The 20,393-nt window shown below is 63.4% G+C and carries 17 protein-coding genes and 1 tRNA gene; 14 read left to right on the top strand and 4 right to left on the bottom strand.

The window, feature by feature from the left end:
• Positions 1-9 precede the first annotated feature (9 nt).
• The 13 genes from AAEZ05_RS05060 (at position 10) to AAEZ05_RS05000 (ending at position 17,870) form a co-directional block, all read left to right on the top strand.
• The gene (locus AAEZ05_RS05060; RefSeq protein WP_045057837.1) at positions 10-1,284 is read left to right on the top strand and encodes an acyl-CoA dehydrogenase family protein; all 1,275 of its coding nucleotides are present in this window, start codon (positions 10-12) and stop codon (positions 1,282-1,284) included.
• Complete coding sequence (locus AAEZ05_RS05055; RefSeq protein ID WP_350646737.1) at positions 1,281-2,630, top strand: LLM class flavin-dependent oxidoreductase; 1,350 nt, start codon at positions 1,281-1,283, stop codon at positions 2,628-2,630. Before AAEZ05_RS05060 ends, AAEZ05_RS05055 begins: the two co-directional genes overlap by 4 nt.
• Positions 2,631-2,667: 37 nt before the next feature.
• The gene (locus AAEZ05_RS05050; RefSeq protein ID WP_350646736.1) at positions 2,668-3,720 is read left to right on the top strand and encodes an NADP(H)-dependent aldo-keto reductase; all 1,053 of its coding nucleotides are present in this window, start codon (positions 2,668-2,670) and stop codon (positions 3,718-3,720) included.
• 46 nt (positions 3,721-3,766) lie between these two features.
• Positions 3,767-4,654: an ABC transporter permease gene (locus AAEZ05_RS05045; RefSeq protein WP_350646735.1), complete on the top strand. Its 888-nt coding sequence runs from the start codon at positions 3,767-3,769 to the stop codon at positions 4,652-4,654.
• Entirely contained in the window at positions 4,651-6,309 is a 1,659-nt protein-coding gene (locus AAEZ05_RS05040; protein ID WP_350646734.1) for a dipeptide ABC transporter ATP-binding protein, read from the top strand. The genes AAEZ05_RS05045 and AAEZ05_RS05040 overlap by 4 nt, the downstream gene beginning before the upstream one ends.
• 217 nt (positions 6,310-6,526) lie before the next feature.
• The gene (locus tag AAEZ05_RS05035) at positions 6,527-8,212 is read left to right on the top strand and encodes an ABC transporter substrate-binding protein (protein WP_350646733.1); all 1,686 of its coding nucleotides are present in this window, start codon (positions 6,527-6,529) and stop codon (positions 8,210-8,212) included.
• Complete coding sequence (locus tag AAEZ05_RS05030) at positions 8,209-9,201, top strand: ABC transporter permease (RefSeq protein WP_350646732.1); 993 nt, start codon at positions 8,209-8,211, stop codon at positions 9,199-9,201. The genes AAEZ05_RS05035 and AAEZ05_RS05030 overlap by 4 nt, the downstream gene beginning before the upstream one ends.
• Complete coding sequence (locus AAEZ05_RS05025) at positions 9,198-10,061, top strand: ABC transporter permease (RefSeq protein ID WP_350646731.1); 864 nt, start codon at positions 9,198-9,200, stop codon at positions 10,059-10,061. The genes AAEZ05_RS05030 and AAEZ05_RS05025 overlap by 4 nt, the downstream gene beginning before the upstream one ends.
• A complete protein-coding gene (locus AAEZ05_RS05020; RefSeq protein WP_350646730.1) occupies positions 10,058-11,770 on the top strand; it encodes a dipeptide ABC transporter ATP-binding protein in 1,713 nt (570 codons plus the stop codon). The genes AAEZ05_RS05025 and AAEZ05_RS05020 overlap by 4 nt, the downstream gene beginning before the upstream one ends.
• A gap of 24 nt (positions 11,771-11,794) precedes the next feature.
• Positions 11,795-13,003, top strand: coding sequence for an acyl-CoA dehydrogenase family protein (locus AAEZ05_RS05015; protein ID WP_350646729.1), 1,209 nt, complete (start codon positions 11,795-11,797; stop codon positions 13,001-13,003).
• A 100-nt stretch (positions 13,004-13,103) separates the two neighbouring features.
• Positions 13,104-14,930, top strand: a complete 1,827-nt coding sequence (locus AAEZ05_RS05010) for an ABC transporter ATP-binding protein (RefSeq protein WP_350646728.1) — start codon at positions 13,104-13,106, stop codon at positions 14,928-14,930.
• Positions 14,931-14,983: 53 nt separating this feature from the next.
• Entirely contained in the window at positions 14,984-15,166 is a 183-nt protein-coding gene (locus AAEZ05_RS05005) for a hypothetical protein (RefSeq protein WP_045057847.1), read from the top strand.
• A 148-nt stretch (positions 15,167-15,314) separates the two neighbouring features.
• On the top strand, positions 15,315-17,870 hold the full coding sequence (locus AAEZ05_RS05000; RefSeq protein ID WP_045057848.1) for a bifunctional diguanylate cyclase/phosphodiesterase: 2,556 nt from the start codon (positions 15,315-15,317) through the stop codon (positions 17,868-17,870).
• An 83-nt stretch (positions 17,871-17,953) separates the two neighbouring features.
• On the opposite strand, the gene AAEZ05_RS04995 is transcribed toward AAEZ05_RS05000, so the two are convergent.
• Positions 17,954-18,232 carry a hypothetical protein gene (locus tag AAEZ05_RS04995; protein WP_045057849.1) on the bottom strand — a complete coding sequence of 93 codons (279 nt, stop codon included), beginning with the start codon at positions 18,230-18,232 and terminating at the stop codon, positions 17,954-17,956.
• Between the two features lie 272 nt (positions 18,233-18,504).
• Positions 18,505-18,592 (bottom strand) — tRNA-Ser (locus AAEZ05_RS04990).
• Positions 18,593-18,715: 123 nt separating this feature from the next.
• Here AAEZ05_RS04990 and AAEZ05_RS04985 point away from each other — a divergent pair.
• On the top strand, positions 18,716-19,387 hold the full coding sequence (locus AAEZ05_RS04985; protein ID WP_045057637.1) for a Bax inhibitor-1/YccA family protein: 672 nt from the start codon (positions 18,716-18,718) through the stop codon (positions 19,385-19,387).
• A gap of 57 nt (positions 19,388-19,444) precedes the next feature.
• On the opposite strand, the gene AAEZ05_RS04980 is transcribed toward AAEZ05_RS04985, so the two are convergent.
• The gene (locus AAEZ05_RS04980) at positions 19,445-19,774 is read right to left on the bottom strand and encodes a YceK/YidQ family lipoprotein (RefSeq protein WP_350646727.1); all 330 of its coding nucleotides are present in this window, start codon (positions 19,772-19,774) and stop codon (positions 19,445-19,447) included.
• A 57-nt stretch (positions 19,775-19,831) separates the two neighbouring features.
• A complete protein-coding gene (locus AAEZ05_RS04975; protein ID WP_045057639.1) occupies positions 19,832-20,269 on the bottom strand; it encodes an Lrp/AsnC family transcriptional regulator in 438 nt (145 codons plus the stop codon).
• Positions 20,270-20,393: the final 124 nt, after the last annotated feature.

Here is a 20,393-nt window from a genome sequence, read left to right as displayed (position 1 = left end):
GGAAAAACCATGAATGCCCCGATTTCTCCTGAAGTAACCGACGCCCTGTTGCGCCAGCGTTTTGCCGACGTGTTTGCGCGCATTGCCGAGACCGCCGTTGTGCGCGAACAGCAGCGCGAACTGGCCCATGAGGCGGTAGGCTGGCTGCGCGCGGCCGGGTTTGGCGCATTGCGCGTGCCGGTAGCGCAGGGCGGCGTGGGGGCCAGCCTGCCGCAGTTGTTTGGCCTGTTGATTGACCTGGGTGAAGCCGACTCGAACCTGCCGCAAATCGTGCGGGCGCATTTCGGGTTCGTGGAGGGCCGGTTGTCCAGCCGAGATCGCGATTCCCAGGACTACTGGTTCGCCAAGGTGGTCAATGGGCAACTGTGGGGCGCGGCCATGGCCGAGCGCAGCGACACCACGCGCAACTCGGTGACCCTGAGCGCCGTGGAGCCGGGCAACGACCAGGCGGGCTGGCTGCTCGATGGCGAGAAGTACTATTGCACCGGCACGCTGTACGCGAACTGGATTGCGGCAGTGGCCCTGGACGGCGATGATTTTGTCAGCGTGGCGGTGCCCACCGATGCGCCGGGAGTGACGGTCGAGGACGACTGGGACGGTTTCGGCCAGCGCCTGACGGGCAGTGGCACCACGCGCTTCCACGGGGTGAAGGTGCCTGCCGCGCACATCGTCCGTCGTTTCAAGAAAGACGAATTACGCGCCGAATCGTACCTGACCGCTTTCTATCAGCTGTTCCACCTCGCCACGCTGGCCGGCATCGCCAATGCGGTGCTGCGTGACGCCACCGGGTTCGTCCAGGGCCGCACCCGCGCCTTTGGCATCCCGGGGCAGTCCAGCCCCAAGGACGATCCGCTGGTGCAGCGGGTGATCGGACGTTTGTCCAGCCTGGCCTATGCCGCCCGTACCCAGGTGCTGGCGGTGGCGCAGGTGCTGCAGGAGGTGCATGACGCCGAGCAGGGCGGGTATGCCACCGAGCAGCATTACACCGAGGCGGAAATTCGCGCTTATCAGGCGCAGCAGATCGTGCTCGAACAAGTGCTGGAAGCCACCACTTTGCTGTTTGAAGTGGGCGGGGCCTCCGCCACCAGCGAGTCGCGACGTCTTGATCGGCATTGGCGCAATGCCCGCACGCTGGCCTCGCATAACCCGGCGATCCTGCGCGAGCGTGCGCTGGGTAACTACTACCTCAACCACATCAGCCCCAACGCCGCCTGGCGCCAGCTGCAGGCAGCCGATGCCGGGCAGCAGGCCGGCGGCGCCCGTGACGAAGCGAGTGCCGTATGAGCAAAGTATCGAGCAATACCCGTGAAGGACAGATGAGCCTGGGCATGAACATCCTCGGCTTCGGCGCGCACTCGGGCGCCTGGCGTGCGGCTGAAGTGCCCGCCACGGCGTATCTGGACGTGGAGTACTACCGCAACATCGCGCGGATCTCCGAGCGCGGGTGCCTGGATGCGATTTTCCTGGCCGACGGCCCGGCGCTGGGTGGCGATGTCGCCAGCCAGCCCGCCGGGCGCCTGGAGCCGACGGTGTTGCTGACCGCCGTGGCACTCGCCACCCAGCGCATCGGGGTGATCGCCACGGCGTCCAGCACCTACAACGACCCGTTCAACATCGCCCGGCGCTTCGCTTCGCTGGACCACATCAGCGGTGGGCGCGCGGCGTGGAATGTGGTGACCAATGCCGGTGACGCCGCCGCGCAGAACTTCGGTCTCGCCGGCGCGCCCTTGCACGTGGATCGCTACGCCCGCGCCGACGAATTCATCGACGTCACGGTGAAGCTGTGGGACAGCTGGGAAGACGACGCAATCATCGGCGATGCGCGCTCCGGGCGATTTGCCGACCCGGCAAAAGTCCACACCATCGATTTTGTGGGCAAGCACTTCAGCGTCAAGGGCCCTTTGAACGTGCCGCGCTCGCCCCAAGGCCGGCCGGTGCTGGTGCAGGCCGGTTCGTCCGAGGGTGGCAAGGCCCTGGGCTCGCGTTACGCCGATGCGATTTTCACCACCCAGACCACCCTCGAAGACGGGCAGTTTTTCTATCAGGAAATGAAAGAACGCGCCCTCGGCTGGGGACGCAACCCGCAGCACCTGAAGATCATGCCGGGCCTGTCGACGGTGATCGGCAGTACCGAGGCCGAGGCCCATGCGCGATTTGATGAGCTCAATGCCTGGCACGGCGAACACGGCTTGCTGGAACAGGTAGCGGCGCGGGTCGGCATTGCCGCCAGCGAACTGGATCCGGACGCGCCGCTGCCGTGGGAGCGCATTGGCGCGGTGGCGGATTTCGAGCGCGGCTCCCAGGGGTTTCTGGAGGCACAGTTGAACCTGGCGCGGCGGGAAAACCTGAGCATTCGCCAATTGTCGCGGCGCATCCTGGTGGGCCATCGGTTGCTGGTGGGCACCCCCGAGCAGGTCGCCGAGACCTTGTCGCACTGGTACCTGGCGCACGCCGCAGACGGCTTCAACATCATGCCGGACATGTTCCCCTCCGGCGTCGAGATCTTCGTCGACGAGGTGGTGCCGCTGCTGCAAAAGCGCGGCCTGTTCCGTCACGAATACACCGGCAGCACCTTGCGCGAGCACCTTGGCTTGCCGTTTCCAGGCAATCAATACGCGCTGCGGGCCTGAGCCTGGGCGTTTCTCTGTTTAAACAAAAGGATGAACCATGCGTTACCGTCAATTAGGCAACAGTGATCTGCACGTCAGCGTGCTGGGCCTGGGCACCATGACCTGGGGCCACCAGAACAGCGAAAGCGATGCCCACCAGCAGATCGAGCTGGCCCTGGCCGAAGGCATCAATTTCATCGACACCGCCGAGATGTACCCGACACCGACCCAGGCCGACACCTGGCGCACCACCGAGCGCTACATCGGCAGCTGGCTGGCCAACAGTGGCCGGCGCAGCGACGTGGTGCTGGCGAGTAAAATCGCCGGTCCTGCACGGGATCCGGCAGGGCAGAACCATATTCGCGATGGCCTCAGCCGGCATGATCGGCGCAACATCGTCGAGGCCCTGGACGGCAGTCTCAAGCGCCTGCACACCGACTACCTGGACCTGTATCAGCTGCACTGGCCCGATCGCAAGACCAACTTTTTCGGCCAGCGTGAATACCCTTACCAGGACGATGCCGAGAGCGTCGCCATCGAGGAAACCCTCACGGTGCTGGCCGAGCAGGTCAAGGCTGGCAAGGTGCGGCACATTGGCGTGTCCAACGAAACGCCCTGGGGCGTGGCCGAATTTCTCAAGCACAGCGAGCGCCTGGGGCTGCCGCGCATTGTCAGCGTGCAGAACCCCTACAGCCTGCTCAATCGGCTGTATGAGGGCGGCCTGTCGGAGTTCAGTCATCGCGAGGGCGTCGGCCTGCTGGCGTATTCGCCCCTGGCGTTTGGGGCGCTCACCGGCAAGTACCTGGGGGGCGCACGTCCCGAAGGTTCACGGCTGTCTTCGGTGTATCGCACCTTCAACCGTTATGACAGTGCCTCGGCGCAGGAAGCCATCGCCGGTTATGTGCAGATCGCCAGACAGCACAACCTGAGCGCTGCGCAACTGGCGCTGGCCTATGTCATCGACAAGCCGTTCGTGGCCAGTGCCTTGACCGGGCAAACCAGCCTGGCGCAATTGCGCGACAACCTCGGCGCGCTGGACGTCACGCTCAGTGATGAGGTGCGGGCGCAGGTCCAGGCGATCCACCAGCGAATTCCCAATCCCGCGCCGTGACCCGAGGCGCACGCAGACTGACTTGGCTCGACAAAAGGAAAGGTGAATGGCGCAGACACTTGCGACGGTGATTGTGGGACCGGCAGCGGGCGAGGGCGGGTATCGGCCGTTGCGCCTGGCCAGGCTCGGCCAGGTGCGCCCGGGTCTGTGGCTGGCCGGGCTGTTCGTGCTGCTGTTGCTCCTGGCGGCGGCGATTCCGGGGGCGCTGGCGCCGTTCGATCCGCTGGACGCGTCGGCGCGCCTGGCGTTCCAGCCACCCGGCAGCCTGCATTGGCTGGGCACCGATGAAAATGGCCGGGACGTCCTCAGCCGGTTGATTCACGGGGTGCGCTCGTCGTTGTTCATGGGCCTGGCCGCCACCGCGCTGGGCCTGGCCTGGGGTGCGGTACTGGGCCTGGCGTCGGGGCTTGGGCCGCGCTGGCTGGACGCGGCGCTGATGCGCGGCATTGATGTGCTGCTGGCGTTTCCGGACCTGTTACTGGCCCTGGTGATCATCACGTTTTTCGGCCAGGGCACGGCCAACCTGATCCTCGCGGTGGGCATTGCCGGGGTTCCTCGTTATGCCCGGCTGGTGCGCGCGCAGACGCTCAATGTGCGCCATGCCGGTTATGTCGAAGCGGCGGTGACCCTCGGGCAGTCGCAGCTGGCGGTGGTGCTGCGGCATGTGCTGCCGAATGCGTTCAAGCCGGTGCTGATCCTCGCCACCATTGGCATTGGCGGGACCATTACCGCCGGAGCCGCCCTGAGCTTCCTCGGTTTCGGCGCACCGCCGCCCGCGCCGGAGTGGGGCGCGATGATGGCGATCGGGCGCAGCTTCCTGGCGAATGCGCCGTGGCTGGTGGCCTGGCCTGCATTGATCATCACCCTCACCGTCGTTTCCATCAGTGCCATCGGCCGCGAATTGCTGCGTCGCAGCGAAGGAAAACCGCTATGAATGCAAACATCCAGGCCCTCGGCCCGTTGGTTGATATCCGCGACCTGACCGTACGATTCGGCCAGGCGCAACCGGTGCTGCATGGCGTGAGCCTGCAACTGCATCGTGGTGAATGCCTGGCGTTGGTGGGCGAATCGGGCTCGGGCAAAAGCGTGACCGCGCGGACCCTGGCCGGGCTCACCGGCCGGGGCGCGCAGGTACATGCTGCCAAACTGGCGTTCCAAGGCATCGACCTGCGGCAGCTGCACGAGCGCGACTGGCAGCGCTTGCGCGGGGCGAGTATCGGCTTTGTCATGCAGGACGCGCTGGGTGCACTGGACCCGTTGCGTCGGGTGGGTGCCGAGGTCGAAGAGCCGCTGCAGCTGCACACGGCATTGGGCCTGGAAGCGCGCCGGCTGCGAGTGCTGGAGCTGCTGCGCGATGTTGGCGTACCCGAGCCGGAACTGCGCGCCCGCCAATACCCGTGGCAGTTGTCCGGCGGCTTGCGGCAACGGGCGTTGATTGCCTCGGCCATCGCCTGCAATCCACGGCTGATCATTGCCGACGAGCCCACTACGGCCCTGGACGCAACGGTGCAGGCCCAGGTTATCGCCCTGCTGGAAAGCTTGCGCGGCGCCGACAACGCGCTGTTGATGGTCAGTCACGACCTGTCCGTGGTCTCGCGCCTGGCGGATCGGGTGGCGGTGATGCGCCATGGAGTCATCGTCGAGCAGGGCACTGCCGAGCAGGTGCTGCAGGATCCGCAGCATGAGTACACCCAGTCCCTGCTGCGGGCCGCCAGGGCGGTGCATTTCCAGCCAGCGCGCAGACTGCTCGCGGTGGTGGAGCCCGAGCTTGAACCCCAGGGCGAGGTGTTGCTTGAAGCTCGCGGCCTGAGCAAATCCTTTATTGGCCCGGACCAGCGTCGGCGTACGGTGCTGGACCAGGTGTCGTTGCAGCTGCGTCGCGGCGAGACCCTGGGCATCGTCGGGGAGTCGGGTTCGGGCAAGACGACCTTGACCCGCCTGATCCTCGGGCTGGAAAGCGCCGACGCGGGCGATGTCTGGATCAACGGGCAGCGCTGGGCGGCACTCGATGCCAGGCAAAAGCGCCAGGCGCGGCGTGCGGTACAGGTGGTGTTCCAGGACCCGCTGAACTCCTTCGATCCACGTTACACCGTGCAGCGCGTATTGTTCGAGGCGCTGGCCGTGGCGGGCCTGCCGCGCCGTGACTGGCGCAAGCGGGCCGTGGAGTTGCTCGATCTGGTTCGCCTCGATGCCAGCCTGTTGGTACGTCGGCCGATTGAGCTGTCCGGCGGACAGCGCCAGCGCATCGCAATCGCCCGGGCGCTGGCGTCGCAACCGCAGATTCTGATCTGCGATGAACCGGTGTCGGCGCTGGACGTGTCGGTGCAGGCGCAGATTCTCGAGCTGCTCGACGACCTCAAGCGGCGCCTGGGACTGGCCTGCCTGTTCATCTCCCATGACTTGGGGGTGATCAATCACGTCAGCGAGCGGGTGCTGGTGATGAAGGACGGCGTGGTGGTCGAGTCCGGCTCGGTGCGCACCGTGTTCGACCGCCCCGCACATCCCTACACCCGGGCACTGATCGACGCGATCCCGACCCTGGAAGCCGAACGCGCGCCTGTGGCGTTCTATCTGCAACTGGCGATTTGAGGCTTGCGATACGCACTGATGCACGCCCCAATCATCCCGGATGTACGCTTGCCTAAACTGACTGCAACTGTTGGTCCATCAACACCTGCTAAGCACATTGTTCTTTCTGGCCTTGCTCATAGGCCCGATTTGCGCCGAAAACCCCCTGTTTACTGCCGAAAAAACCCGGCATGCCTTGTGCAATAGCCCTGTTCCCGGACTATAGGCATCAGGACCCATGCGATTACTTGCCCCTTATTTGCGACCTTACGACCGCCGATCCAGCTTGTCGCTCAAGCATTTGCCCCTCCTTGGCGTCGCTGCGATGTGCAGCCTGTTGATGGGTTGCGACCAGGATCAATCCGCTGTTGCCCGCAGCGATCAGCCGGTCAGCGGCGGGACCCTGGTGTACGCCACTGACCGCGAACCCACCTGCCTTGATCCCCATGTGGGCGGGGACATGCCGCAAGTGTTCGTCGCGCAGCAGTACCTCGACTCCCTGGTGTCGATGGACGAAGAAGGCCGCATCGGGCCCTGGCTGGCCAAGCGCTGGGAGGTTTCCGCCGATGGCCTGGCGTACACCTTCCACCTGCGCGATGACGTGCGCTTCACCGACGGCACACCGTTCGATGCGACAGCGGTCAAGGCCAACCTCGATCACATGGCCAACCCGAAGACCCAGTCCAGTACTGCTGGCGGCTACATCCGCCAGTACCGCAGCACCGACGTGGTGGATGCGCACACCGCGGTCGTGCACCTCGCCACACCCTATGCTGCATTCCTGGAGGTGCTGGCCCAAGGGTTTCTCGGTATCCAGTCGCCCACGGCACTGGCGCGCCCGCGTGATGTGAACTGCGAAAGCCCGGTGGGCAGCGGGCCGTTCAAGGTGGTGCGCTGGGATCGCCAGAGCCAGGTCGAGTTGGTACGCAATGCCGATTACAACTGGGCGCCGCCCACCGCCAAACACCAGGGCCCGGCGTGGCTCGAGCGTATCGTGTGGAAATTCATTCAGGAGCCATCGGTGCGTTTTGCTTCGCTGCAAGCCGGCGAGGTGGATGTGATCGAGGCGCTGCCGCCCGAATCCCACGAAGCCGCCCGGCGTAATCTGGACCTGGCGCTGATCATCGCCCAGCGTCCCGGCAACCCCACCAACGGCACGCTGAACATCACCCGCGCGCCGTTCAATGACCTGAAAGTACGCGAGGCGTTTGTGCGCAGTGCCGATGTCGAGGGGGCGTTGAAGAGCGTTTACTTCAATGAGTTTCCCCGGGCAGGGGGCCCGCTCAGTTCGGCCACGCGTTTCTACAGCCCGGACTTCCAGCATGCCCAGGATTACCAACCGGCCAGGGCCGCACGGCTGCTGGATGAAGCCGGCTGGACCACGCGCGATGCCGAGGGCTACCGCACCCGTGGCGGCAAGCGCTTGCAGGTGCGCGTGATCATGGGCAACCGCACGCCGCCCTCGGAATACACCCTGTGGGAGCAGGTGCAAGCAACCACGCGCCTGGCCGGCTTCGAGCTGATCGTCGAGCAGATGAGCGACGTGCAGAGCACCAAGCGCCAGGCTGACTGGGATTACGACATCCGTCTGGGCTACTGGAACACCAACACCGCCGACGTGCTGCGGATCATCTTCGGCGCCGATTTCATCAGCCCGGCCGGCGTCGGTGGCTATCACCAGAACACCGCCGGCTACACCGATCCGGTGTTCGAAGGCCTGGTGCAGGGCGCCTTGACCACCCAGGACGCCGAACAGCGCCGGGCGTTGTATTACCGGGCACAGCAGCTGGCTTCCAGTCAGTACCTGCAACTGACCACCTACCCGCAGAGCTCGCGCCTGGGCATCTACAAGACCACCCAGGGCGTGCGCCTGGAGCCTTCCCTGGCAGTGACCTACCTCTATGACGCATGGGTGAACAAATGACGAGTGAAACCTTGGCCACTAAACGGCCCAACCCGCGCCGCGAGCGCCTGGTTCGCCTGGGGCGGCGTGCTCTGTGGCGCCTGCTGGGAGGCGTGCTGGTGCTGTGGGCGGTCGCCACGCTGACGTTTTTCGCCCTGCGCTTGATGCCGGGGGACCCGGTGCTGGCGATCCTGGGCGGGCCGAGCGGCAATCCAACCGCAGAAACCATTGCCGAGGCCAAGCGCGAATATGGCCTGGACAAACCCCTGGCGGTGCAATACGTGCTGTACCTGGGGCGGTTGGTCCAGGGCGACCTGGGCGTGTCCTATTCCCAGCACCTGCCAGTCACCCGGGTGCTCGCCGAGCAGTCATGGCCGACGCTGGAACTGACCCTCACTTCGCTGTTGCTGGCCTGGGTGTTGGTGCTGGCGCTCACCGTGCTGACGGCGGGACGCCGGCGCTGGGTGTCGAGCCTGGCTTCCCTGGCCGAAACGCTGTCGGCGGCGCTGCCGCATTTCTGGCTGGGGATCCTGTTGCTGGCGGTGTTCGCCTTCGGCCTGCGCCTGTTCCCGCCAGCCGGTAGCGATGGCTGGCGCACGCTGGTGTTGCCGTCGGTGGCGCTGGCCATTCCGCTGGCCGGATTTATCGCGCAGGTCACCCGCGAGTCGCTGGAAATGACCCTGGATCAACCCTTCGTGCTCACCGCCCGCACCCGCGGGCTGAGCGACACGGCAGTGCGTTTCAGGCACGCATTGCGTCACGCGGTGCTGCCCGGCATCTCGTTGTCGGGCTGGGCGATTGGCGCCCTGATCAGCGGCGCGGTGGTCATCGAGGTGATCTTCTCCCGCAAGGGCCTGGGTCGCCAGTTGTACCAGGCAGTGCAGGCTCAGGACCTGCCGCTGACCATCGGCATCAGCCTGGTGGTCGCCGCCGGATACGTCCTGGCCAACATCCTCGTCGACCTGCTGTATCTGTGGGTCGACCCGCGCCAACAGGAGCAGTCGGCATGAGTGAACTCACCCTCGAAGCAGCGCTGCCCGGCACTCGGCTGCAGCGTAGTGCAAGCAAGTGGCGCCTTGGGCCGTTACTGGCTTTCAGCTTTCTCGCGTTCCTGATCATCGCGGCACTGTTGCCGCAGTGGTTCGCCCACAGCGATCCGTTGGCGATCGTGCCGCACGATGCCTTCCATCCACCCGGTTGGGCGCACTGGTTCGGCACCGATCAATCCGGGCGCGACATCTTTTCCCGGGTGATCCACGGCACGCGACAGTCGCTGTTCATTGGCCTGGCCGCCACCGCCCTGGTGATGAGCATTGCCATCGTCCTCGGTCTGCTCGGCGGCCTGGGAGGCGCTTACCTGGACCGCGGCGTCGGCTGGTTGCTGGAAATTCTCTTTGCGTTCCCCAGCCTGATCCTTGCGCTGCTGTTCGTGGCGGTGTTCGGCAGCGGCATTGGCCCGCTGATCGTGGCTACCGGGTTGGGCGGGGCGCCTGGCTATGCGCGAATGGTCCGGGGCCAGGTGCTGGCGGTGCGCAATGCCGGGTACATCGAGGCGGCCAAAGCCCTTGGCCATCCACCCCTGCGAATCATCACGCGCCAGCTGCTGCCCAACGCCATGCGCCCGCTGATCGTCACGCTGACCATGGGCGTCGGCCAGGCCATCGTCTGGGCGTCCGCCTTGAGCTTCCTCGGCCTTGGCGCCCGTCCACCGGCGCCGGAGTGGGGGACGATGCTGTCGATGGGCCGCGATTTCATTGCCAATGCCTGGTGGCTGACGTTCTTCCCCGGGCTGTTCATCGTGCTGACCACGCTGTCGACCACGGTCGCTGGCCGTTACCTGCAACAACGCCTGGAGGGCCGTCTGACATGAGTGACAAACATCTGATCGTCGAGGGCCTGTCCATCGAGTTTGCCGGCCAGTCGGTGGTGCGGGACCTGTCGTTCACGTTGGCCCCGGGCAAGACCCTGGCCCTGGTGGGTGAGTCCGGCTCCGGCAAAAGCGTCACCGCCCGCAGCCTGATCGGCCTGGCGGGAGCCGGTGCGCGAGTGAGCGCACGGACCCTGAGTTACGGCGGGCAGGATCTGCTCGGGTTGTCCGAACGCGGCTGGCGCGACTTGCGCGGCAAAGGCATCGGTTTTGTCCTGCAGGACGCGCTGGTGTCGCTGGACCCACTGCGCCCGGTCGGCAAGGAAATTCTCGAGGTGCTCAAGACGCACAACTGGGGTGACCGTCGCAGCCGCGCCGGGCGGGTGATCGAACTGCTGGAAAAAGTCGGTGTGCCCGAACCGCAGCTGCGTGCCCGCCAGCGTCCGGATCAGTTGTCCGGCGGCCTGCGTCAGCGCGCCCTGATCGCCAGTGCGCTGGCCCTGAGCCCTGGCCTGGTGATCGCCGACGAGCCGACCACGGCGCTGGATGCCACGGTGCAGGCGCAGATTCTGCAAGTGCTGCAGGAGATCAAGGCGCGCGGCGACTCATTGCTGATCATCAGCCACGACCTGGCCGTGGTCGCGCAGCTGGCCGATGAGGTGCTGGTGCTGCGCCACGGCGAAGTGGTCGAGCAGGGGCCGATGGACCAGGTGCTGCGCCACCCGCGGCATCCCTATACCCGCACCCTGCTCGACGCGGTGCCGGCCGAGCATGCGCGGGGCACGCGGCTGTCACCGCAGCGCACGGCCGTGGTCGCAGCACCCCGGCCGGGCACGGACGCCCCTGTGGTGTTGCAAGCCACGCAGTTGGGCAAACGTTACGTCGGGCCTGACCAGCAGGCGCGCCAGGTGGTCGATGGCGTGAGTTTCGAGCTGCGCGCCGGACGCACCCTGGGCATCGTCGGCGAGTCCGGTTCCGGCAAGACCACCGTGGCCCGCATCGTCCTTGGCCTGCTGGAACCGGATGCCGGCCAGGTGCGGTTTCTCGGCCAGCTCTGGTCCGGTGCGGGCACGCAGCGGGTCGAGGAACGGCAGCGGCGTCTGCACCGACGGGACATCAGCGTGATCTACCAGGACCCGCTGAGTTCGTTCGACCCGCGCTGGAGCGTCGGGCAAATCCTCGCCGATGCGCTGGATGTCGCCGGCATTGCCACTGCGCAGCTAACCGCACGGATCGCAGAACTACTGACCCAGGTGCGCCTGCCCGGGGAGCTGGCCGCGCGTCGCCCCTTGCAGCTGTCGGGCGGCCAGCGCCAGCGCGTGGCCATTGCACGGGCCATTGCGAGTAACCCGAAAGTGATCATCTGCGACGAACCGGTCTCGGCACTTGATGTGTCGGTCCAGGCCCAGGTGCTCGACCTGCTGGCAGATCTGCAAGCCTCCCTGGGCCTGGCGTATCTGTTTATCTCCCACGACCTTGGGGTGATCCGGCACGTCAGCGATGAAGTGCTGGTGATGCGCCACGGCAAGGTCGTCGAAAGCGCCGCGGTCGAGACGCTCTTTCACAGCCCGCAGCATGAATACACCCAGCGTCTGCTCGGCGCGGTGCCGCGTCTGCCGGGCGCTGGGGTGACCCTGGTCGTGCCGCCACTGGAACCGGAAAACCCGGGGTGGCTGTTCGATGAATCCCGGCTTTGGAAAATCGCCATTTAAGCTCGACTTGAACAAGGAATTGCCATGACTACGTTGACTGCCGTACCCAAGACCCCGGTTGCCTCGGTGGAAGAACTCAATGCCCGGGCGGACGTGTTGCTGCCGCTGATTGCCGCCGGTGCAGCTCAGCGCGAGCGTGAGCGGCAACTGCCTTACGAGGCTGTGGCGCAGATCGCCAAGGCGGGGCTGTTCACCACGCGCATCCCGACCCGTTTTGGCGGCGCCGCAGGCTCGGTCAAGGATGTGATCGGCTTGCTGATGCGCATCGCCTCGGCCGACTCCAATGTCGCCCAGGCATTGCGTCCCGGTTTCGGCTTTATCGAGGGCTTGCTGGCGTCTGGTGCCGAGGGCGCTGAGGGCGAGCGCGAACGCTGGTTCGAGCGCTACCTGCAGGGCGCCGTGGTGGGTAATGCCGGTTGGGAAGTCGGTGGCGCCAATGGTTCAATCAGCGCGCGGATCGTGCGCGACGGCGAGCACTATCGGGCCACTGGCAGCAAGTACTACAGCACCGGTTCGTTGTATGCCGACTGGGTCAGCGCCGTCGCCCTGGATGAGAACGAGCAGCCGGTGTCGTTCATCCTGCCGCGTGACCGCAAGGGCCTGGAGCTGCTCGATGACTTCGACGCGATGGGCCAGCGCCTGACGGCCAGCGGCACCACTCATCTGCATGATGTGCTGGTGCGCTCGGATGAAATCCGCACCCGCACCGTGGAGGAGGGCAAGCGCACGATCGTCACGCCGTTCCTGCAGTTGTTCCTCGCCGCCGTGCAGGCGGGCATCGCGCGCAATGCGCTGAACGATGCCGTGGCCTTTGCCAACGATCACGCCCGCCCGATCAAGCACAGCAGCGCCTCGCGGTCGGTGGATGATCCTTATGTCGAGCTCAGTGTCGGCGACATCTCGGCCCGTGCGTTCACGGCCGAAGCGGTGGTGCTGCGTGCAGCCGAGGCGATCGATCGGGCCTGGGCCGGCGACCTTGATCCCCAGGCCGTGGACCAGGCGGCCATTGCCGTCGCCCAGGCGCAATACATCGCGGCCGAGTCGGCGCTCAAGGCCGCAGAACTGGTGTTCGACGTTGGTGGCGCTTCTACCACCGGCCGCGCGCACAACCTTGACCGCCATTGGCGCAATGCCCGCACCGTGGCCAATCACAATCCCCGGCACTGGAAAGCTGCGGCCGTTGGGGCCTGGCAATTGAAGGGCACGCCACCGCCGACTTCGGGGCTGTTTTAAGCGCGGGGCTGGACTCGCACCATTGAACCGGGCACCGCGTGTGCCCATTTTTGCCTGAAAGCTGCGCGGCCACAGGCGTTATTCAGGAATGCCCTTGGTCATGACTTGGTCCTTTTCATCGCTCCCCCCATCCGATCACCGAAAACTTCACTGGAACGTGCAGCACTTGCCTGCGACACCCGGGGCTTTCGTGCGATTTTTCATCGGCAATTTCAAGGGCTGGTACCTGGCGATCCTGCTGCTGCAGATCGCTGCGGTCATCTGCACCCTGTTGATTCCCTGGGGGCTGGGACAGATTACCCGCACCGTCAGCAATGGCCTGGAAGCCGAGCGCGCGTTCGAAGTGTTGCAGTGGCCGCTGACACTGTTCGGCGCACTGCTGGTGCTGGAAGTGCTGTTCACTCGGGCCGCTGCCGCTTGCCATATCCACGTCCTGCCGTTGCAGCGGCGCACAGTCACCCATGTGGTGTTTGCCTACTTGCAGAAGCACTCGCACCGTTTCATCAGCAACGAATTCGCCGGCGCCCTGGCGCACCGGGTTTCCGAAATCGCCCTGGGGGTCAACCAGACCCTGAGCATCCTGCTGTTCGATCTGATCCCGCTGCTGGTGACCCTGAGCCTGGCCACGGTGCTGTTGTGGACAGCCTCACCCCTGCTGGCACTGTTCATGGCCGGCTGGTCGCTGCTGTTTATCGCCGTGTGCTACCTGCTGGCCCGGCGCAGCCATCCACTGGCGCAACAGTACTCCGCGGCGCGCAGCACCAGCTCGGGCAAGGTGGTGGATGCGGTGTCCAACCTGGCCAACATTCGCCTGTTTGCCCGCCACGCTTTCGAGCACGGCTACCTGGGCCGGTTTCTCGACAAGGAAGTGGCGGCGGCCTATCGCTCGCTGGGCTACATGGAAAAGATTCGCTGGTTCCAGACCAGTTGCGGCGTGGTGCTCAAGCTGGGGTTGTTGCTGCTGGCGCTGTACCTGTGGCGCAACCAGCGCATCGACATCGCCGCGTTTGTAATGTCCACCAGCCTGTCGCTGCTGATCATCAGCGACGTCGGCAACCTGTCCCGGCGCTTTCTCGAGTTCTTCGAGGCCACTGGCAACATTGCCAATGGGGTGCGCACGCTGATTCGTCCCCATGAAGTGATCGACCGGCCCGGTGCCACGGCGTTGCAGGTCAAGCGCGGGGATATCGAATTTCGTGATGTCGGCTTCAATTACGGTGCTGACCAGCCGATCTTCCAGCGCCTGAATATTTTCATTCCGGCGGGGCAGAAGGTCGGGCTGGTGGGTTCATCGGGCTCGGGCAAATCCACGCTGCTCAACCTGCTGCTGCGTCTTTACGACGTTCAGCAGGGCGCGGTGCTGATTGATGGCGTCGATGTGCGCGACGCCACGCAACATTCCCTGCACCAGCAAATCGGCCTGATTCCCCAGGAGCCGGGGCTGTTCCACCGCAGCATTCGCGAGAACATTCATTACGGGCGCCTGGATGCCTCGATGGAGGAGGTGGCCGAGGCGATTCATCGCGCCGGTGCCAGCGAATTCATCGACAGCATGGAAGACGGTTACGAGTCGCTGGTGGGCGAGCGGGGCGTCAAGTTGTCCGGGGGCCAGCGCCAGCGCATCGCCATTGCCCGGGTGCTGCTCAAGAACGCGCCGATCCTGGTGATGGACGAAGCAACCTCGAGCCTCGACTCGATTACCGAGCGCTTTATCCAGGACAAACTGGACGAAATCATGGGCGACAAGACGGTGCTGGTGGTGGCGCATCGGCTGTCGACCGTCGCACACCTGGACCGCATCCTGGTGTTCGACAAGGGCCGGGTGATCGAGGATGGCAGCCACGACGAATTGCTGAGTCAGGGCGGGCAGTATTTCCGCTTGTGGAGTCGCCAGTTCAGTGCGCAGGCGGATGCCGCGCTGGCCTGACTGTTGGCGCAAGGACGGCTCGACGCTGCTGGGCAGCAAGACCACCTACACCTTTGACGCAAATCGACTACACCACCGGGACCAATACCAGCGAATTTCTCGACGCGCGCAACCAGACCAATGAGCGTTATGCCACGGCGGCGAATACGGCGTATGACGCCAGGGGCAATGACTCGGCGAATTTCTATCCGGGGGATGCGATCAACGTGACCAACGGGGTGGCGTTTCGGTTTTAGCCTGTAAACCCCGCGTACACCCCGGCCCTTGTAGCGAGCTTGCTCGCTCATCGGTGACGAGCGGTAGTGACCCGGGCACTCACTATTTTTTGACAGCGGCCGATAACTTGCTTTAAGGCAAGGTTGCCTCAACGAATAGCGTGAACCTATGCCCAACAATCTACCTGCTGTCACCTGCGCATCGTCCAACCGCTCAAGCGTAGCGCTGGCCCGTGGCTCGCTGTTCAAGTTTGTCGGCTTGCTGGCGGGGGTATTTGTCCTGGCCAGCTGCTCGCTCATTTACCTGGCACGTGACCTGGATCGGAACGAAGAAGTCGAAAGTGCCTTCTACACCCGCAAGGCTGTGCAAGCGCTGGAAAAGTCCCTGCGCACAACCGTGAAGGACTACGCCTTCTGGGGCGATGCCTACCGGCATCTGCATGTCAAAGTCGATCCGGACTGGGCCTTCGTGCGACAAAACGTCGGGCCGACCCTGTATTCGGATTTCGGTTTCCAGGGTTTGTTTGTCGTTGATGCGCTCGATCACACTGTTTACTCAGTGATCGAGGGTGAACTGCAGTCCGTCGCCGCCGGCGAGTGGTTGCATCAGGCCCTGCCCGGAATTCTTGCCGAGGCCCGAGCGGGCGCGGAGACGGAAACGGCTACGACGACATTCATCAATGTCGCCGGAGTGCCGGCCCTGGTGGCGGCAGCAGCCATCACGCCGGGCACTGATCCGACCGTGGTGCCTGATGGCAGGCCACCGTCGGTGTTGATCTTCGTGGATGTTTTTACCGATGCCAAACTGGCGAAGATGGGCGAAGAGTTCGGCATCAATCAGCTACGAGTCGCCACACCGGACGAAGCGACATCGGTGTTTGCGTTAGGTGACGACGGTTCGGCGGGCAGCCTGCACTGGCGTCCATCTACCCCGGGCGCGCGCTTGCTGGCGGTAGGGTTGCCATTGATCGGCCTCGCGGCGCTGCTGGTGTGCCTCATGACCTGGGCCATCCTGCGGCGCACCACCGCCGGTGCACGGGTGCTGGATGCCAGTTTCGCGACGCTCAAAAGCAGCCAGGATGCGCTCGCCACCAGCGAAGCACGGTTTCGCGATGTGGTCGAAGCCAGCTCGGATTGGGTGTGGGAAATCGACAGGGGCGGGCGTTTCACCTATTTGTCGGATCGCTTTGATGCAGTGACCGGCCTCTCTGGAAGCACCTGGATCGGTGAATCCATCAATGCCCTGCTCAGCACGGAATTGGGGACGTTGACTCAGTGGCTGAGCATCCCGAATCGCCGTCCGGACATCAGCATCCTCTGCTATTTCGTCGACAGCCAAGGGCGCCAGCGCATCACCCGTCTGTCTGCGCGGGATATGGCGGGCAAGGGCTTTCGCGGTACGGCCACGGACGTCACCGAGGAGGTCGAAGCCCGCCGCCGTATCGAATTCCTTTCCCAGCATGACGCCTTGACCGGATTACCTAACAGGACACGCCTGCAAGAGTTCCTCGACGGCAAGCTCAAGGCCGTGCCGACGGCGGAGCAACCGCTGGTGATGCTCAGCCTGGACCTGGATCGATTCAAACCGGTGAATGACTTGCTCGGGCACGCGGCAGGCGACTTTGTGCTTAATGAAGTCTCGACCCGCCTGGCAGACTGCATACGCAACGGGGACCTGGTGGCTCGGGTCGGCGGTGACGAGTTCGTGCTGATTCTCACCGATGTCAGTTCCCAGGACGAAGTGGAAGCGCTCTGTCAGCGCCTTATCGAATCCATCGAAGGGCCGGTGCTGGTGGGCGATCAGGAGGTGTTCGTCAGTGCCAGCATCGGCATCGCCATGGCGCCAAACGATGCATGCGAGGCGGCCGAACTGCTGCGCTATGCCGATATCGCGCTGTATGAGGCCAAGGCCGCAGGCCGCAATACCTGGCGCTTTTACGCAGGCGAAATGAACACCAGGATCATCGAGCGCAGGCGCCTGGAAAACGATCTGCGGTTCGCGATCAAGCACGGCGAACTGAAACTGCATTTTCAACCACGCTATCGGATCGCCGACGGGCAGATGGTGGGTGCGGAGGCGCTGGTGCGCTGGCAGCATCCCGAGCGTGGGCTGGTACCCCCGGATGTCTTTATTCCCATTGCCGAGGAGTCGGGGTTGATTCTGTCCTTGAGCAACTGGGTGCTCGACACCGCCTGCCATTGCGCGGTCCTGTGGCCGGAGCATTTGTTCGTATCAGTCAACCTGTCGTCTACCGAGTTCAAGCGCGGCAATCTGGTCGAGCGCATTCAGAAGGCACTCAAGGATTCCGGCATAGACCCCGGTCGGGTAGAACTGGAAATTACCGAAAGTGTGATGCTTGAAGATGCTTCTGGCGCACTGGAAGTGATGCGCACGCTCAAGCGCCTGGGCGTGCGGATCTCCATGGACGATTTCGGCACGGGGTACTCCTCGCTGAGTTACCTGCGGGCATTCCCGTTCGACGGCCTCAAAATTGACCGCAGCTTTTTGAACCGGCTGGATGAAAGTGAGGATGACAAGGCCATTATCCGCGCGATCGTTGGCTTGGGGCGCGCACTGTCGCTGACGGTCACTGCGGAGGGCATTGAAACTGCCGAGCACCTCAAACTGCTCAAGGCGGTGTCATGCGATGAAGGACAGGGGTATTACCTGAGTCGACCGCTGGATGTCGACGCGTTCAATGATTTGGTGTCGGTCAGCGCGTAGCCCGTGTGAAGCGGCTTCCTTGAGCCCCGGGTTACCGGCGGCCTGAGGAGGCTAGGGCGTAACGCCCTAGCTGACAGCAGATGTCACTTGTTCTTTTTTGCCGGCTTGTCTGACTTCTCTGATTTCTTGGCCTTTTCTGGCTTGCTATCAGCTTTCTTGGCCTTCTCTGGCTTGCTATCAGCCTTTTTTGCAGATTTTTTCGGCTCGGCCTCTGTTTTCTTGTCTTTCTTGTCGGAAGATTTCGAAAGCGCCGAAGCCGCCGCTGATTTCTTGGCCGGTGATGACTTTTTGTCTTTCAATTCCTTGCTGGCTTTGGAAGCGTCACCTTTGCTTTTTTTCTCGTCTTTAGCCACGTTGACCACCTCTCGGAGTATGCCGGTATTGGCACATTGCCTGTGCAAATGTTCACAAGCTGATCATTAGGCGAGCGTGTACAAAAGCGGTTCAAATTTTTTGATGCGTCGGAATGGCTTCGGTCGATGAATTGATGGGAACTGAAGGGGGCATTTGGGGGGAGCGCAGGAGGGGAGGAGTTGGGGGAACAAGTGCAAGAATTCGCGCGCGCACAGCAGATGGAGCCCAAACCCCAGAAACGACAAAGCCCTGAATAATCAGGGCTTTGTCGGTACAAATATGGCGGAGGCGATGGGATTCGAACTCATGGACCTGTTACAGTCGACGGTTTTCAAGACCGTTGCCTTAAACCACTCGGCCACACCTCCGTTTGCGTTGCGGGCGCCATAATACCTGAATGAAACACACTGTCAAACTCTCTGAGTAGCTTGTTACAAGGCGTCTGTTATGATCTTTGCGACTGAACGTTTCAAACCAACAGGAGTGTCGCCATGCGCGAACAGGATTACGCAGTTAATAACAGCGTGCAGGCTGAGCAGCTAGAGGTTAGCCGCGTCCTGCGCAACACTTACGGCCTACTCGCCCTCACTCTCGCATTCAGCGGCGTGATGGCCTATGTCGCCCAGCAGATGCGTGTCGGCTACCCGAACATCTTCGTGGTGTTGATCGGTTTCTACGGCCTTTTCTTCCTGACCAACAAACTCCGTGATTCCGCGTGGGGCCTGGTGTCGGCGTTTGCCCTGACCGGTTTCATGGGTTTCCTGCTCGGCCCGATCCTCAATCGCTACCTGGGCATGCAGGGCGGTGCGGAAGTGGTCAGCTCGGCCTTCGCAATGACCGCGCTGGTGTTCGGCGGCCTGTCGGCTTATGTGCTGATCTCGCGCAAGGACATGAGTTTCCTCAGTGGTTTCATCACTGCCGGTTTCTTCGTGTTGCTGGGCGCGGTGGTTGCCAGCTTCTTCTTCCAGATCAGCGGCCTGCAGCTGGCGATCAGCGCCGGTTTTGTGCTGTTCTCCTCGGTCTGCATTCTGTTCCAGACCAGCGCCATCATTCACGGCGGCGAGCGTAACTACATCATGGCTACCATCAGCCTGTATGTATCGATCTACAACCTGTTCGTCAGCTTGTTGCAGCTGTTCGGCATCATGAGCCGCGATGATTGATTGCAGGCTCTAATAAAAAACCCGCCTCGGCGGGTTTTTTATTGCCTGCAATCCCGGTTACCGGGCGACCATAATGCTGCCGTCGGCCTGTTGCCGGTAGACCGTGTAAGGGAGCACCAGGGTGTCCATCACGCCGGACAGCAACACATCGACCAGGACGATGGCCGGCGCAGTGGTAGGCGTATTGGCTTCGCGGCCTCTTTCGAGCGGGGCATTGAGGTAGCAGAAGTCGAAGATCACGCCGCTGTAGATACGCGGGACTGCGCCGCAATAGCTCTGCTGTTCCTTGAGAACCCGGGAGGCTACTTCGTCGCCGCGCACCACCGTCTGGACCGTACCACAACCCGCGAGCATCAGCGCTGCCAATGCCATGACCTGAATTTTCATGCTGCCAATCCTTAGCTGGAAAACATCCAATCTACGTGTTTCGCAACAAAATATCACTCATTCCATCGGCGGCAGTCGGCGTTTGACCGGGGTCTTTTTCACGATTGCGGTGTTGGTTTCGGCATGGGTGTTGAGGCGGTCGAGCAGGGTGTCCAGCTGTTCCATCGAGCGCACATGCAGGCGGGCGATGAAACAATCGTCTCCGGTGACCTTGTCGCACTCGGTGAATTCGGGGATCGCCTGGATCTGCCGTTCCACTTCCTGCAATTGCCCTGGCAGCGGACGGATGCGCACGATGGCCTGCAGCTGATAACCGAAGCACTTGGGGTCGATCTCGACGGTATAACCTTTGAGCACGCCGCGTTCTTCGAGGCGGCGCAAGCGCTCGGCCACGCTGGGCGAAGACAGGCCGCTGATACCTGCCAGGGCCTTGAGCGAGCGTCGCGAGTCTTCCATGAGGGCCTTGATCAGCACCTGGTCGATGTCGTCGGTCATGGCAAACCCTCCGTTAGGTCGATAACCAGATTCACCTTTGTAAAAAAGGTAGATGGGGATTCTAGCCTGCTTTTTGCTATGGAGGCGCCGGGCAGCTGATGGGCATAATCTGGCTTCAATTACA

The organism is Pseudomonas sp. HY13-MNA-CIBAN-0226 (assembly GCF_040310305.1).
GTDB lineage: Bacteria > Pseudomonadota > Gammaproteobacteria > Pseudomonadales > Pseudomonadaceae > Aquipseudomonas > Aquipseudomonas gregormendelii.
This window is presented reverse-complemented; position numbering and strand designations above follow the sequence as displayed.

Excerpts from the sequence above, each read along its gene's own strand:
- AAEZ05_RS05060 (WP_045057837.1), top strand. The coding sequence starts at position 10 with ATGAATGCCCCGATTTCTCCTGAAGTAACCGACGCCCTGTTGCGCCAG.
- AAEZ05_RS05055 (WP_350646737.1), top strand. The coding sequence starts at position 1,281 with ATGAGCAAAGTATCGAGCAATACCCGTGAAGGACAGATGAGCCTGGGC.
- AAEZ05_RS05050 (WP_350646736.1), top strand. The coding sequence starts at position 2,668 with ATGCGTTACCGTCAATTAGGCAACAGTGATCTGCACGTCAGCGTGCTG.
- AAEZ05_RS05045 (WP_350646735.1), top strand. The coding sequence starts at position 3,767 with ATGGCGCAGACACTTGCGACGGTGATTGTGGGACCGGCAGCGGGCGAG.
- AAEZ05_RS05040 (WP_350646734.1), top strand. The coding sequence starts at position 4,651 with ATGAATGCAAACATCCAGGCCCTCGGCCCGTTGGTTGATATCCGCGAC.
- AAEZ05_RS05035 (WP_350646733.1), top strand. The coding sequence starts at position 6,527 with ATGCGATTACTTGCCCCTTATTTGCGACCTTACGACCGCCGATCCAGC.
- AAEZ05_RS05030 (WP_350646732.1), top strand. The coding sequence starts at position 8,209 with ATGACGAGTGAAACCTTGGCCACTAAACGGCCCAACCCGCGCCGCGAG.
- AAEZ05_RS05025 (WP_350646731.1), top strand. The coding sequence starts at position 9,198 with ATGAGTGAACTCACCCTCGAAGCAGCGCTGCCCGGCACTCGGCTGCAG.
- AAEZ05_RS05020 (WP_350646730.1), top strand. The coding sequence starts at position 10,058 with ATGAGTGACAAACATCTGATCGTCGAGGGCCTGTCCATCGAGTTTGCC.
- AAEZ05_RS05015 (WP_350646729.1), top strand. The coding sequence starts at position 11,795 with ATGACTACGTTGACTGCCGTACCCAAGACCCCGGTTGCCTCGGTGGAA.
- AAEZ05_RS05010 (WP_350646728.1), top strand. The coding sequence starts at position 13,104 with ATGACTTGGTCCTTTTCATCGCTCCCCCCATCCGATCACCGAAAACTT.
- AAEZ05_RS05000 (WP_045057848.1), top strand. The coding sequence starts at position 15,315 with ATGCCCAACAATCTACCTGCTGTCACCTGCGCATCGTCCAACCGCTCA.
- AAEZ05_RS04985 (WP_045057637.1), top strand. The coding sequence starts at position 18,716 with ATGCGCGAACAGGATTACGCAGTTAATAACAGCGTGCAGGCTGAGCAG.
- AAEZ05_RS04980 (WP_350646727.1), bottom strand. The coding sequence starts at position 19,774 with ATGAAAATTCAGGTCATGGCATTGGCAGCGCTGATGCTCGCGGGTTGT.
- AAEZ05_RS04975 (WP_045057639.1), bottom strand. The coding sequence starts at position 20,269 with ATGACCGACGACATCGACCAGGTGCTGATCAAGGCCCTCATGGAAGAC.